Origin of the sequence: Thermosynechococcus sp. PP555, from assembly GCF_031583225.1 — a bacterium.
Classification (GTDB): Bacteria; Cyanobacteriota; Cyanobacteriia; order Thermosynechococcales; family Thermosynechococcaceae; genus Thermosynechococcus.
This window is the reverse complement of record NZ_CP134168.1, coordinates 1,298,111-1,312,099: the sequence shown is the minus strand read 5'-3', so window position 1 is coordinate 1,312,099 and position 13,989 is coordinate 1,298,111. Positions and strand designations below refer to the sequence as shown.

The 13,989-nt window shown below is 52.8% G+C and carries 15 protein-coding genes; 3 read left to right on the top strand and 12 right to left on the bottom strand.

Going from position 1 to position 13,989, the window contains the following annotated elements; genetic code table 11:
• The first annotated feature begins 41 nt into the window (after positions 1-41).
• Both RHH27_RS06350 and RHH27_RS06345 read left to right on the top strand, forming a co-directional pair.
• Positions 42-3,137: an anti-phage-associated DUF499 domain-containing protein gene (locus RHH27_RS06350; RefSeq protein WP_302679114.1), complete on the top strand. Its 3,096-nt coding sequence runs from the start codon at positions 42-44 to the stop codon at positions 3,135-3,137.
• Positions 3,138-3,145: 8 nt separating this feature from the next.
• Entirely contained in the window at positions 3,146-3,700 is a 555-nt protein-coding gene (locus RHH27_RS06345; protein ID WP_302679113.1) for an anti-phage-associated DUF3780 domain-containing protein, read from the top strand.
• Positions 3,701-3,717: 17 nt separating this feature from the next.
• Here RHH27_RS06345 and RHH27_RS06340 read toward each other — a convergent pair whose 3' ends face one another.
• The 5 genes from RHH27_RS06340 to RHH27_RS06320 are packed head-to-tail and all read right to left on the bottom strand — an operon-like array spanning position 3,718 to position 7,864.
• Positions 3,718-4,518: a DUF1838 domain-containing protein gene (locus RHH27_RS06340; protein ID WP_206201525.1), complete on the bottom strand. Its 801-nt coding sequence runs from the start codon at positions 4,516-4,518 to the stop codon at positions 3,718-3,720.
• Positions 4,519-4,520: 2 nt separating this feature from the next.
• Positions 4,521-5,198: a hypothetical protein gene (locus RHH27_RS06335; RefSeq protein WP_206201524.1), complete on the bottom strand. Its 678-nt coding sequence runs from the start codon at positions 5,196-5,198 to the stop codon at positions 4,521-4,523.
• A 4-nt stretch (positions 5,199-5,202) separates the two neighbouring features.
• Entirely contained in the window at positions 5,203-6,375 is a 1,173-nt protein-coding gene (locus RHH27_RS06330; protein ID WP_225901677.1) for an AI-2E family transporter, read from the bottom strand.
• On the bottom strand, positions 6,372-7,736 hold the full coding sequence (murD, locus tag RHH27_RS06325) for a UDP-N-acetylmuramoyl-L-alanine--D-glutamate ligase (protein ID WP_206201522.1): 1,365 nt from the start codon (positions 7,734-7,736) through the stop codon (positions 6,372-6,374). The genes RHH27_RS06330 and murD overlap by 4 nt, the downstream gene beginning before the upstream one ends.
• A gap of 2 nt (positions 7,737-7,738) precedes the next feature.
• Positions 7,739-7,864, bottom strand: coding sequence for a hypothetical protein (locus RHH27_RS06320; RefSeq protein WP_302676450.1), 126 nt, complete (start codon positions 7,862-7,864; stop codon positions 7,739-7,741).
• Between the two features lie 15 nt (positions 7,865-7,879).
• Here RHH27_RS06320 and RHH27_RS06315 point away from each other — a divergent pair, with 15 nt between their 5' ends.
• The gene (locus RHH27_RS06315; RefSeq protein WP_310742771.1) at positions 7,880-8,314 is read left to right on the top strand and encodes a hypothetical protein; all 435 of its coding nucleotides are present in this window, start codon (positions 7,880-7,882) and stop codon (positions 8,312-8,314) included.
• 3 nt (positions 8,315-8,317) lie between these two features.
• Here RHH27_RS06315 and RHH27_RS06310 read toward each other — a convergent pair whose 3' ends face one another.
• The 7 genes from RHH27_RS06310 to tgt all read right to left on the bottom strand — a co-directional run bounded on the left by RHH27_RS06310 (position 8,318) and on the right by tgt (position 13,870).
• Positions 8,318-8,785 carry an SH3 domain-containing protein gene (locus RHH27_RS06310; protein WP_206201520.1) on the bottom strand — a complete coding sequence of 156 codons (468 nt, stop codon included), beginning with the start codon at positions 8,783-8,785 and terminating at the stop codon, positions 8,318-8,320.
• A 3-nt stretch (positions 8,786-8,788) separates the two neighbouring features.
• Complete coding sequence (locus tag RHH27_RS06305; RefSeq protein WP_302676453.1) at positions 8,789-10,288, bottom strand: AAA family ATPase; 1,500 nt, start codon at positions 10,286-10,288, stop codon at positions 8,789-8,791.
• Entirely contained in the window at positions 10,285-10,782 is a 498-nt protein-coding gene (locus RHH27_RS06300) for a DUF177 domain-containing protein (RefSeq protein WP_302679111.1), read from the bottom strand. Before RHH27_RS06300 ends, RHH27_RS06305 begins: the two co-directional genes overlap by 4 nt.
• 1 nt (position 10,783) lies before the next feature.
• The gene (locus RHH27_RS06295) at positions 10,784-11,215 is read right to left on the bottom strand and encodes a BLUF domain-containing protein (RefSeq protein WP_206201518.1); all 432 of its coding nucleotides are present in this window, start codon (positions 11,213-11,215) and stop codon (positions 10,784-10,786) included.
• An 86-nt stretch (positions 11,216-11,301) separates the two neighbouring features.
• Complete coding sequence (locus RHH27_RS06290) at positions 11,302-12,273, bottom strand: bifunctional 2-polyprenyl-6-hydroxyphenol methylase/3-demethylubiquinol 3-O-methyltransferase UbiG (RefSeq protein ID WP_149817921.1); 972 nt, start codon at positions 12,271-12,273, stop codon at positions 11,302-11,304.
• Positions 12,274-12,276: 3 nt separating this feature from the next.
• On the bottom strand, positions 12,277-12,750 hold the full coding sequence (locus RHH27_RS06285) for a DUF2752 domain-containing protein (protein WP_302676455.1): 474 nt from the start codon (positions 12,748-12,750) through the stop codon (positions 12,277-12,279).
• On the bottom strand, positions 12,734-13,870 hold the full coding sequence (gene tgt / locus RHH27_RS06280) for a tRNA guanosine(34) transglycosylase Tgt (RefSeq protein ID WP_310742770.1): 1,137 nt from the start codon (positions 13,868-13,870) through the stop codon (positions 12,734-12,736). Before tgt ends, RHH27_RS06285 begins: the two co-directional genes overlap by 17 nt.
• Positions 13,871-13,989: the final 119 nt, after the last annotated feature.

Genomic DNA, 13,989 nt, shown 5'->3' with positions numbered 1-13,989 from the left:
AGACAATGTTGTTATGATAGATCAAAGTCTCTAAGCGTCCTATGGAATCTGTTCGTAAGGTCTGTGTTCTCCAACCCAATGCTCTCAGTATTCGCGTTAGCGATCAAGTTGAGAAGTTAGAAGAGCTAATCATTGCTGAGGGGGATGGTGTTGCCTTCTTTGAGCGTACCTATATCACTGAGGGGATGCGCTCCTTGATTGAGGAAGGGTTGAAACGATTGGCGGGCTGCTCTGCGCAAGCGGTTTTTCATCTCAAGCAGGCCATGGGGGGTGGCAAAACCCATTTGCTGGTGGGCTTTGGTCTCTTGGCGAAGCACCTGAGCTTGCGACAACAGATTGTTCCAGAATTGAGCGATCGCTATCCTTTTGAGAGTGCGGCGATCGCTGCCTTTAATGGCCGCAATGATCCGCCTCGCTTTTTCTGGGGGGAGATTGCCACACAACTGAGTCAACCAGAGAGTTTTCAACAGTTTTGGCAGCAAGGCCCCCTTGCTCCAGCCGAAGAAGATTGGTTGGCATTGTTTGATCAACCTCAGCCAATTTTGATTCTGTTGGATGAATTGCCTCCCTACTTCCAAAACTTGGCAAGTCGCCCTGCGGGGACGGTAACCGTTGCTGATATTGCCACCCGTGCCTTTGCCAACCTCCTCACTGCTGCCAGTAAAAAAAGCAATGTCTGTGTCGTTGTCTCTGACTTGGCTGCCGCCTATGAAACAGGGAGCCGCCTAATTAACCGTGCCCTAGAGGATGCCCGTTCAGAATTGGGGCGTCAAGAACGGGTGATTACCCCTGTGGATCTTTCCACCGATGAAGTCTATGACATCCTGAAAAAACGCCTCTTTGCCCAGTTGCCACCCCCTGAAACGATCCGTGCCATTGCCAATGCCTACGCCGCCAAACTCACAGAAGCAGCGAAAGCAAAAACGATTCAACGGGATGCAGTTGACCTAGCCAATGAAATTTATAACACCTATCCCTTCCATCCCCGCTTGAAAAATCTCATTGCTCTTTTCAAAGAAAACGAGAACTTTAAGCAAACCCGTGGCCTACTTGAACTCACTTCCCTGTTGTTGCGATCGGTGTGGGAGCGAGCCACCGATGATGTGTATCTTCTCGGTGCCCAACACTTTGACCTCTCAATTCCCGATGTGCGCGACAAACTCACTGAAATTTCCCAGATGCGGGATGTGATTAGCCGCGATATTTGGGATGCCGAAGGTAGTGCCCATGCCCAAATCATTGATCAAACGATCCAACATCGAGCTGCCACTGAGATTGCTACCCTCCTGTTGACTGCTAGTTGTTCAACCGCCGTCAATGCCGTCAAGGGATTAACCCCCGATGAAATTGTTGCACACCTGCTGACGCCGACGACCCATGCCTCTGAGATTACCGCTGCCTTTAATAAGCTAAAGAATACCGCTTGGTATCTGCACCACACTGCTGAAGGTCGCTACTACTTCGATCGCCAAGAAAATCTCACCAAGCTGCTCAAAAGTTTGGCCACCGAAGCCCCTGAGAATAAAATTGACGAGCGCATTCGCAGTAAATTGCGGCAAATGTTTGAACCGAAGCGCAAAACTGCCTACACCGATGTACTCCCTCTGCCGCGTCCGGATGAAGTCGTTGAAAAATTGCGGCGCGATCGCGTGCTCCTGATTCTCGAACCCAATCATCCCATTCCTTCAGCGCAACTGACAGAGTTATTTGTCAACTTGACCCAGAAAAATCATCTCCTCGTACTGACGGGTGAAAAAAGCCACATGGCTAGTTTGACTGAGGCCGCCCGCTATGACTATGCCGCCCAAGAAGCCGATAAACGCATCCCCAAGGGTCATCCCCAACGGGAGGAGCTAGAAAACAAACAAGCGGAGTATGCCCATCAATTTACAACAACCGTCGAAAGTCTCTTTGATAAAGTGGTGTTTCCCATTCAACGGCTAGGGCGACAACCACAGTTGGTCTCAAAACCCTTGATTACACGGGATCCCAACCAGCCCTTTGACGGCGAATTACAAATTGAGCAGACCCTCAGCCGTGACCCGATCAAGCTCTATCTCGATGTTGAAAAAGACTACAATGCCCTAGTGGAAAAGGCAGAATTGCTCCTCTGGCCTGAAAATCAAGATGATACGCGCTGGTCAGATGTGGGCGATCGCTATGCCGAACAGCCCGGAATGCCTTGGCTGCCCCCAAGGGGACTCGATCAACTGCGCACCTTTGCCTGTCAACGGGGTCGCTGGGAAGACCTCGGTAATGGCTACTTGACCAAGAAACCCAGACCCAAGCGCACTAGTGTTCAAGTCATTCCAGAATCAGACCCCGATGAAAAGGGCACCGTCCGCCTACGGGTCACGCCCATCAATGTGGGTGCCAACGCCATGATTTTCTATGCCGAAGAGAGCGACACTGTCTCAGAGTTGAGTCCCCGCCTCCAAGAAACCAGCCTGACCACCAATGCCCTCAAGGTCACCTTCTTGGTTAAAGACCCCACGGGTAAGAGTGAAACAGGGGATGCCTACACTTGGCGGAATCAACTGACCATCCGTAATCAATTAATCGTTCGCGATGGCCAGCGCTTCGTTGAGTTATTTGTCGCTCCCCGAGGTGAACTGCGCTACACCCTCGATGGTTCTGAACCCCGCAATGGCATGGTTTATACTCAACCGATTCAGATTGGTGAGGGAGAGGTGCTGCTGCAAGTTTTCGCCACTGCCGAGGATCTAGCAACCAAAGCCAAGTTTACCTTTCCTGCGGTTCACAACTCCCACCCCGCCACACCCAGCATCGTTACCGATCAACCCGCGCAGTGGAAACCCCGCAAAGGGGCATTGATCAGCTCACGGCAAAAGATTTTCCAAGGCTTGGAGGTGGCCGATCGCGCCCAAACAAAGTTTCGCGGCGTTGTTCTCAACTTGGGTCAAGGAAAAGCAATCATGTCATTGACTATTGGTTCTGATTTGGCAGTGGAGGCTATCTTTCTCAAGCAACTACTGAGTCAGATGATGACGCTCCTTCCCCCCGATGCCCCTTTGACCTTGACCTTTCAGGAAGCCAATCTAACAACCGCCCATGATTTGCAGAAATTGGCCGAAGAGCTAGGGTTGAATGTCTCCCACGACGACGTGTATCAGTAGCATCCCCGATGAGTAAGCCAGCGAGCAATTTTGGCGCTCCCATTTCTCTGGAGGGAGATCACTTTCGCGTCGAAATTCCCAGTCAACGCAGCCAAGCGATCGCCATCGTTGAAGTTTACGGCACTCTTCCCCCCGAAGAGGAACCCCGCATTTTCATAGAACGACGGGTTTGGGTGGCTATTGCTGATGTAGCGCAAAAGGAATTTAATGCCCGCCTGCGAGCGGCAAAACTGCGTCAAGGACGGTGGCACCCAGGCATGAATTACCTCGATCGCCTCCTCGGACGAGAACTCTGCGTTTTAGCTTGGGCAGCGGAACAGGCGAGTGACACTCAAATTTCCACCATCTGCCGCAAATGGCTGGCTCTACGTCCTGAAGAACGCTGGTGGCTCTTTCTCAAAACGGTGGCGGAAGCGGGTTTCCCCGAAGATCGCGATCGCGGTTGGCGGCGTGCTCTGTATTTTGCCCTCTCCGATGCTCCGCCAACAACCCCCCGTTCACCCCGTCCTGTAGAACCACAGTTTACCGAGTTGCCGCTTTTTAGCCTGCCCCCATGGGAATAGGGACAGGTTGGTATTCATCAAGTCACTGGAAACAGTGCACCCTCCAAATAGGCTTCAAAGTGCTCCTGAAAATACAGCCAAGAGGTCATATCAGCACCCTCGCGGTATTCAGTGGGGGCTTCACGGTATTGGGGCAGTCGCTCTAATTGGTCTTGTAGGAGGGAGGGCAAGTCTTCGACGGTCAGGGCTTTGCAGCCAGTCGCACTGTAGATGAGATAACCGGGGCGATCGCCCATCTTCATCCAAGGCAACCAAGGCCCAATCCGACTCCAACACAAATGGACATCGGCAATCGTCTCCGTATCTTGTTGTAAATCGGCGGTGGCCACCGTTAGCTTAAAGAGTTCTGCCGCTTGGTAGATCGGCTGGGGGCTGTAGGCCTGAAACCGTTCCTCACCCGCAAGGGGATTGTCATAGTAGGGAAATAGATCAAACTGAAACGTAGTGGTTCGCTCACTGACTTGGGCAGGCACCTCACGGCGAAATAGCCCCTGCACGGGATCATTAGCAACGGGAATCACGGGAACCACGTCCTCTGTCCAAGGATTGTGCCAGCGATCGCACAGGGATTGCTTTTCTGGATCCAGATAAAACGTCAATTCACGGGAGAGAAAATACCACCCGCCCTCGGGATGGGGCAAACAGCGAGCGGCACTCATGCCAACAATGTTGAAGAGGTGACGGCGACGCTCTTGGGGAACAAAACTATACACCGCTCCCTGCCACGCCATAAACGTGGTCTTGCCCGTCAAATCTGCCCGTACCCGCACCCAATCGCGAGCACTCAACCATTTTTGAACAAATTCAGCGGCGGGCATGGCTACTCCACAGGAATATGGGCAGCCTGCAATTGCACATCCTGATTCGGATAGCTGGCAAGGCGCAGGGTCAAGGTTTTTGCATTGTCAAGGAGGCTTTTGGGAATCAAAATTGTGCCTTTGACCAGATCACTACCGGGGGGTAATTCCGTGGGTAGGCCTTCGGTGAGGGCACTCAAAAGGGTACCTTTATCATTTTTGATTTCAAGAAAGGTGTAGATAAACTGCACCCCTTGGCTACTGTCGTTTTTCAAGCTGACGTGCAGGGCTAAATCTTGGCCAATGGTATCCACATGGCTAATTTCTAGGCGCACCCCCTTATCCTCAGCAACGATGGGCAGTGTCCGACTCGTCGCCGGTTCCGCTGCTGGGGGGTCATTGGCAGTGGTGGGGGCAGGCACAATCTCGCGATCGCTGGCACCTTCAGTCATTTCGGCAATGCGGGCTTTGGTTTGGGCAATGATCTGTGCCTCGTCAAGAATGGGCGATCGCTCCCCTTGGGTTTGATCATTGGCATTCACGGCACTGCCCAGAATCGGATTCACGACGGGTTGGGACACACCGCGCAATGACTCTCGCCCCAAATGGTAGCCAATAAAAGCCGTGACTAGGGTAATGGCAGCTGTGGTACTGATCAGCACAAGGGAGGTGAGAACTCCGGGTTGAAGGGCACGTAGCATCGTTCTACTCCACTGAGGATGGTTTCATTGACGAAGAGACAGGGGGCAAGGGGGGTGGATTATTGGGCAACGCGACCGTCTCCTCCACATCCTCGGCATTGAGGCGCGATCGCACACTCACCAAGAACGTTTTAATCACTACCGCGATCGGAACCGCAATGAGAACCCCGACTAACCCCGAAGCCCTAGCCCCAGTCAGGATCGCCAAGAAAACCCAGACTGGATTTAAGCCCGTAAAGCTACCGATGATCCGAGGGGCAACCACATTCTCCAAAAACTGCTGATAGAGAAACGCAAATCCCGCCACCTTGAGGGACAACCACACATCCTGAAGGGCGACGAGCAAACTAATTGAAATAATCCCCACCGTACCGCCAAAGGGCACCAAGGCCATCACGCCAATAATGACACCAAAGAGCAGTCCATAGGGCACCTTGAGGAAAATGAAAATCGTCGTCAAGCCAATCCCCATGCACAGCCCCAGCACCAACTGACCAATGAAATAACTCTCAAAACTGCGGCGTATCGTTTCTGAAACCGTGGGGCGGAGCGTATCTGGCAACCAACTGAGGAGGCCATCCCACAATTCATCCCCATGCTGCAGCAAATAAAACGTGAGCACAACGGTCAAAATCAGATTAATGAGCACATCCACCGCACTGCTGAGGGTGCCCAAGATTAAATTCAAAGCCTCACGGGCCAAGCTTTGGAGTTGATCCTTGAGTTTTTCCAAGAGTTGGTTGGCAAGGGCATCCACATCCACCGTTACCGGCAGGTTGAGGGAGTCCACCCACTGGCCAAATTCCAAGAGTCGCCGTTGGCTGGAGTTAAACCATTCGGGCAAGCGGGCAATGAGCTGTTGTGCCTGATTAAAGACATTGGGTACCACCACCAAGCCAATAATGGCAATCAGTACCAAGGCTAGCAGAAAGACGAAAATGGCTGAGGGGCCTCGCGGATTTCCCTGCTCCTCCATCCAGCGCACCGGATAGTTCAGCAAAAAGGCAAACAGGGAAGCCAGCACCAGAACCGCCACCAGCGGCCCAAAAAACTTGAGAATGGTCGCAAAGGCCCAGAAATTCAGCGTCAGGATAGGCCCTGCCAAGCCAATAATCAGAAACCGACTGGCAATGGAGAGGCGATTCCACCAGTGACCCGAGGCCGCAGATTGGCTCATAGCTCTAAGCACAGTTGACGAAAGTGATCACCACGTTCTTCAAAATTCTGGTACTGGTCAAAGCTGGCACAGGCAGGGGAAAAGAGAACGGTTTTGATCGGGTACTGGGTCACCAGTTCAGCAGCCGCCGCCACTGCCCGATCCAGTGTCTCCATGATCTCATAATTTGTAAAGCCCGTGGCTTCTAAGCGCTGCGCAAACTGCGGTGCCGCTTCACCAATCAAGAGCACCCAAGCGGCTTTCTCCTGAATCAGCTTGAGCCAAGCGCGATCGTCCCCCTTTTTGGCCTGTCCACCGGCAATGAGAATCACTGGCCCTGTCACAGAACGCAGCCCAATTTCGGCGGCGTCATAATTGGTGGCCTTACTGTCGTTGATCCACTCCACCTGTCGCCATTGGCGAATCCGCTCTAGACGATGGGGCACACCGGCAAACCCTGCCACCGCTTTGGCAATTGTTTCGGCAGGAATACCGGCTAAATGAGCCGTTGCCACGGCTAGAAGAAAGTTTTGCTGATTGTGTTGACCCGGCATTTGCAGGACATGGGTGGGCAGCAGGGGTTGATCTTGAAACCACACTTGATCCTTAGCAATATAGATGCCCTGTTCAATCCCCTTGGGTAGGGCTGCCGCCCCTTGGGTACTGATCCACCAAGCTTGCGGCCAACGATTCACCATGTGCTGACGCAGGTAGGGATCATCCCCATTGAGGATCGCCTGTTTCGCACCATTCATGAGGTGAGCTTTGGTTTCGACATAAGCGTCGAGGGTGCCGTGGCGTTCCAAGTGATCTGGTGTGAGGGTTGTCCAAAGGGCAAATTGGGGTTGCAGGGGGGGGCTAGACTCTAATTGATAGCTACTGATCTCAGCAATCACCCAATCAAGGGCGCTAGCGGTCAAAGCCACTTCGCAAATACTATTGCCGATATTGCCACAGGCGGGAGCATTGTACCCCGCTGCTTGAAAAATGGCGGCAGTGAGTGCGGTGGTCGTTGTTTTGCCATTGGTGCCCGTAATACATACCCACGGCAGATGGGCGAGGGTCTGCCAAGCAATTTCCACTTCCCCCCGAACGGGGATGCCCGCTTGGCGAGCGGCAATCAGAGCAGGAGACTGCCAAGGGACACCGGGACTAATGACAATTTCCGCTGGGACACGCAGACCCACACTGGCGAGGGTTTGTAAATCAAAGTCGTAGTTGAGTTGAACAGCAATGCCTTCGGCTTCTAGGAGTTGCTGCTGCGATTGTAGGGCAGGGGTTTGACGACTATCACTCACCTCCACTTGCCAGCCTTGACGTTTCAGTAAACGGGCAGCGGCAATGCCAGAGCGACCAAGACCAATCACATGAACAGTTGGCATAGTTAAGTGGGGTGAATCCAATCCAGCAGGTACAGACTCGGGGCAGCGGTCACTAAGGTGGTATCCTCAAGGCCAATGAGGCCGATCGCTCCCGCTAAATGTTGCGTCTTAGACTCTATTATTGTCACACCGGGTAGAGAACAATGCCTAGCTTACGCACAATTGGGCTCTGCGGTCTGCTGTTGACGACTAGTGTCGGGTTCTTGTCTTTTGAAGGCAAGCCCGCGATCGCCCGCCGTCGCGAAGCGCCCAAAGTGGTGCGCGTCACCGATGTCCAATTGCAGAGCGAGAATATTGCGGGTGTCTGGTACCACCGCCTCACGGGGCGCGTGCGCAATGAAACCGCGACACCAGCGCGCAATGTCCAGATCTACTACGAGATTTATGACCCGACGAGCAAGCGACTACTGGAAGCGGGATCCACCCAGTTGCGCAATCGCGTGATTAATAGCGAAGGAGAGGCGGAGTTTCTGGCAACTCCCAATGCGGGGGGGCGGGTGAAAATCACGCTCGTGGAATGGCTGAGTGGCGATCGTGAGTACCGTTCGTTTCAGCAAATGCAGGAATTTTCCCAATAGCGCCTACTGGGGCGTCTCACTGGAGGTGGGAGATTGAGCTGTTGTTTCCTGCACACCAAAGGCCAGTACCCAGCCTTCAAGATTGTTGGCGGTGCGAATCTTCAGCCATTCCCCATCCTCACTGCGCTCTAGGATCGTCACCACTTCATCAAAGGCCACACCCCCCAGAGCATTTGCCTCGCGACTGGGGCGATCGCGCAACCGTAAACCATCGCCATAGATCACCCGCCCTTCAGAGTTTGGCTGCGGTGAGGGGGTCGGGGTTGGTTCAGGAGGGGGTGAGGGGGAATTCGGTGACGACTCTGGTGGCGTAGGCGGTGGTGAATTTTGTGCTTCGACCTCGGGGCGGGGGGGTGGCCAGAGCAAGTTAAAGACAAGGGGTGTAATGATAGCAGCGGCCACAAGGGTAATCAGACCTAAACCCAAAAAGGTTCCTAGGAGCCATTGCAGCACACGCACCACTGGTTTCATGATCTAACGCCCTGTGGGGGGAGACAGGATTCGTGAGGCAAACCGTGCCCGCCCGGAGGCCGCCCATTCTTGTAATTGGTGCACTTGCTCACGGGCGGTGCGTGCCAAGGGGATAATCTCACTGGCCGCGTGCAGCAGATCTTCGGTGGTAAAGTCGCGGTCTTGGCTAAAGGCAAGGTGCATTGCCTCAATGATACACTGCTCAATTTCAGCCCCAGAAAAGTCAATGGTTTCGTAGGCCAACCGCTCTAAATCATAGTTTTGCAGGCGATCGCGCCGCACACGACTGAGGTGCACTTCAAAAATCGCTCGCCGCTCATCCACATTGGGTAGTCCGACAAAAAAGATTTCATCAAAGCGACCCTTACGCAGCAGTTCCGGGGGCAAGACCTGCACATTGTTGGCAGTGGCCACAACAAAAACAGCAGAGGTTTTCTCCGCTAGCCAAGTGATAATCGTGCCAAAAACACGGCTACTGGTACCGCCATCCCCTCGGCCATCAATGCCCGCAAAGGCTTTATCCATCTCATCAATCCAGAGGACGCAGGGGGCTAGGGCTTCAGCAATTTGAATCATCTCGCGGGTACGTGCTTCGGATTCCCCCACGAGGCCGCCAAAGAGTCGCCCCACATCCAATCGCAACAGCGGCAAGTGCCATTGGTGGGCGATCGCCTTTGCCACTAGGGATTTACCGGTGCCCTGAATTCCCACTAGCAGCACCCCCCGCGGATAGGGCAGCCCATAGCGCCGTGCCCGCTCGGAAAAAGCACCGCCGCGCCGCAGCAACCACTCCTTGAGGTTATCAAGACCACCAATGTCGGCAATCGTTTCTTGGGTGGGGTAAAATTCGAGAATTTGGGTTTGCCGCAGGATCTGCCGTTTCTCCTCCAAGACCAGATCCACATGGCTGCCGTCCAGCACACCGTGCAAAGCAATGATCCGACCAATGACGCGGCGAATCCGCTCTAGGGTCAAGCCCTGACAGGCGCGGATCAACTCATCGAGAATGGGTTCTGCGGGAATGTTGCCGAGGCTTTGACAGAGCTTCACCAGTTCAAGGCGAATTTCCTCCCGTTGGGGCAAAGGGAACTCCACAACGGTAATCACATCCCGCAGTTCCGGGGGCAACTGCACCGTCGGAGCCAGTAGGATCAGGTTTTTGGGCTGGGACTTGAGCTGCCGCGCCAAGTTGCGCAGTTTGCGGGAGACGGCCACGTCCTCAATAAAGCGGTGAAAATCCCGCAGCAGAATCATGGCCGCTGCCGGTCGCGGCAGTCTTTCGACGAATTCAAGGGCACTGAGGGGATTGCGCTTGGCGACCCCCAGATCATTGGGATTGCCCTGATACCCCTCCACAAAATCCCAAATGTAGATGGGGCGCTGATTCAGGCGATCGCTAATTGTGTGCAGTGTTGCCTCAAGGCGTTCTTCCTCTGTTGTGGCCACATACAACAGGGGATAGCGTGCCCGCAGCAACAGTTCAAGGTCAGACTGAGCACTCACGGCGATGGTTCCGAACGCTCCAGAACCGATTGTAGTTGCGCAAGCATTGCCCAGCGGTGATCAATGGGGGGATCCGCAGGGACAGGGGGGTGAATACCGCCACAATTGGGGTCACAGTATTGGGGGTAGGGCAGGGCAAGGCAGAGTTGCTGGTAGAGCCAGTCTGCAAGATCAATGCGACCGTTGGCGGGCAAGGTTTCCACCAGATCATCGTCGGGCTGACTGGCTGGGGTTTCTGCAAGCCAAATGAGTTCCGTAGTGGTACACACCAAGCGATGGTTATAGTACTGCAAACAGCGATCGCAAGAGAGGGTGACAATTGTCTGCACACTGGCGCTGACTTCTAAGTAGGTGTGGCGGTGACTGGCAGTCACCATTCCTTGCACGGGAGTCAACGTTGCCAAGTCTGGAAAATCGGTATCCACCCGCCACTCATAGGTCTGGGCGGGCAGCCGCAGTAGATCGGGAATACTTAGCCAGTGGGCATCGCTCACACTAAGTTCCTTGGCTCATTTCATAGAGTTCTTTGAGGAAGTGAAAACATTGCTCAGCCGTCATTGAGGTGGGCTGAAAGGTTGCTGCTGGTGAGTATTTTAACCGCAGGTACCGAATTTTATCACTGTCCATCTCGCCCAACTGCACCAGACGCATTGACCAATTGATGAAGGTGCGCTCTGCGATCGCTTTGAATTCAATAATCTCAGCGCTGTGGTGGCGGGGATCCTTGAGGATGCGGGCGTAGGTTTCACTCACTTTCTGGCGATCGCCCTCTAAGGTTTGCAGAAACATGCCGTTGCCGTAGCACAGTATTCCCGTAATGCCATCGCGGAGATTGTTCACCTCTGACTTGGCCATAATATCCCGCAGGTCTGGGTAGGACAGGCCATCTGTGGCACAACTGAGATAAAGCAAGCGATGTAATCTCATGGGTCTCCGGTTCTCGATCGCACACAACCGATTTCAATATCCCATGAAAGGGACCCTTGCTAAAGACGACTCCCGTGATCTTTACTTTAAGTTTCGCGAACGCCTCTGACCACTGCGCTAGTGCCAGCGCTTGATTTGACAAATCCGGCAAAAGTAACCTTAGCTCCGTGACGTTCAAACATAGCAGCAACATCTTTTATTCTTTGGGGATTGTCATACTCCGGCGAGAACATATCAAAGGTGTCTAAAATTGCCCATTCACGGCGTTTTTGCTGATCCACAGTACTAGGAATTGTTCGTAGATCAACAATTGGTAAAAATCGAGTCAGTACGCCTAGTTTAACTTTCACTAAAAAATCAAATAACGTAATTAAACCATCAATATTCTTCTCAATTAAATTCAACAGAGCTTGGTGTGACATCTTTTTTGTCAAGGGTCTTAAAAGATATTTTGCGTGTATTTTTGTCCAAAAACCTTTAATCGGATAGAAATCAACCACAATCTCAGCACCGATTTTTGCGTATTTAATCAGATTTTTTACAGATTCTTCAAAGTCAGGTGTATGTTGTAGAACCCCAAAACAAAACACCTTATCAAAAGAGGCTTCAGGCAAAGGGATGTCATAGATGCTCGCTTGAAATAGGTGTAATCTTCCGCCAGCAATATCAGAATTATTTTGCCAATTTGCCTCAACCGCCTCTGAATAATCAAAACTCCAAAGATAAGCAGACGTTTTTTCTAGGATAACCCGTGTAAATCTACCTGCACCAGAACCGGCTTCTAAAATACTTTTGCCAGCAAGCTCCTCAGGCTGCCAGTTTGTTGTTGCAAAGAATCGAGTTTCAGATTGTTTTTGATCTGTATCATCTATTTGTGTTTTTGAGAACTTATTCCATTGCAGACCAAAACTTTGGGTGTAGTTTTGGCTTGAATCTACAAATCTAGGAATCTGATTAACAATTGGATAAACAGAACCCGTCTCACTATAGTACGCAGTATGATCCTTTCTAAGTGGTGCTTTCGTCTTGGGATCAACGTAATGAATGGAGATAGTCATTGATTAACTCCTCAGAAAGATGTTTTTTAGGGGATTGATATAAAATTCCCCGGTGTGAAATAGGCTGTACAGCCGCAAACCATAGTAGCCAAGATAAATCACCCCTAGCCACCACCAGTTTTGAATGCGTTCATTGATGTAGCGAAAGGGGGTGTGCTGCAATCGCCGGCCAGTTTTCAGCTCTAGGCCTATAAAAACCGCCATCACCGTAAATGCGAGAAAGAGCACAGGGCCAAAGAGATGCATTCTCAGGGCATCTTCAACATTGCCGCGAGCGATCGCCATAAAGGAACGGGTCAGACCGCAGCCTGGACAGGGAATACCCGTTGTTGCTCGAAAAAGACAAAGTAAAAAAGGCGGCGTCCCCGTATGGTTAAAGAGTGCCGCTCCCACTAAAGGTGCTGTGGTCAGTCCCAAAAAGCCCCAGCGGCTCAAGCGTTCCTGTTTCGATAAAACGGCATCAGAGAAGCGCAGCATCCGGTTCCTCGGCATTCACCAACAGTCGCTGCTCCCATTCTGCCGCAAACGCCACAAATCGCTCCTCTAAAATGGCTTGGCGTGCTGCTTGGGTGAACCGAATCAGTTCCGTCACATTATGAATCGAGAGTAAGGTGTAGGCCAGTAGCTCCTTGGCACGCACTAAATGACTTAGGTAGGCTCGGCTAAAGGTGGTGCAGGTATAGCAGGGACAGGTGGGATCCAAGGGTTCATAATCGCGGCGAAAGCGAGCATTTTTTAGGTTCCAGCGCTGCCCTTGGACAATGGCACAGCCGTGGCGAGCCAAGCGGGTGGGAATCACACAGTCAAAGAGATCGACCCCGGCAGCGATCGCCCGCAACATTTCTAAGTGAGTTCCCACCCCCATCAAATAACGTGGCTTATGGGCAGGCAAGAGGGGAGCCGTCACCGCCACAATTTCATGCATGGCACTGTTGGGTTCCCCCACACTCACGCCACCAATGGCATAGCCCGCCAGGTCATAGGGCAGCATCGCCGCAGCACATTCTCGCCGCAGATCGGCATACACTCCCCCCTGCACAATGGCAAAGAGGGCTTGATCGGATCGTTGCTTTGCAGCAATGCAGCGCTCTAGCCAATGCAGGGTGCGTTGCGTCGCTTGGATCACTGCCTGCCGGCTTGCAGGATAGGGGGGGCACTCATCAAAGGCCATGATCACATCTGCCCCCAAGGCCTCTTGAATGGCGATCGCCCACTCGGGTGACAGTTCAATGATTTGACCATCGTGGGGTGAACGAAACACCACCCCCTGATCGGAAATTTGCCGCATTTCGCTGAGGCTAAAGACCTGAAACCCCCCCGAATCCGTGAGAATTGGCCCTGACCAGCCCATAAAACGGTGCAGCCCCCCCGCTGCGGCCACAATGTCTTCCCCCGGTTGCAGGTGCAAATGGTAGGTGTTGGCCAAAACCATTTGAGCGCCCGCCGCCTTGAGGTGTTCTGGGGTGAGGGTTTTCACATTCGCTAAAGTACCCACGGGCATAAAACGCGGCGTTGCCACTGCGCCATGGGGGGTGTGAAACAGGCCTGCCCGCGCTTGGGTATGGGCACAGTCCTGCTGGCAGACAAATTCAAACACGCTGCTGGATCCACAAGAAGGCGTAAAAAATGTTACCAAATGCCTAGACAAACCCACAATCGCTGATCTATGATTAAAACTTGTGACCAAAAACGGATACTGAGTGGGCGCGATCGCCT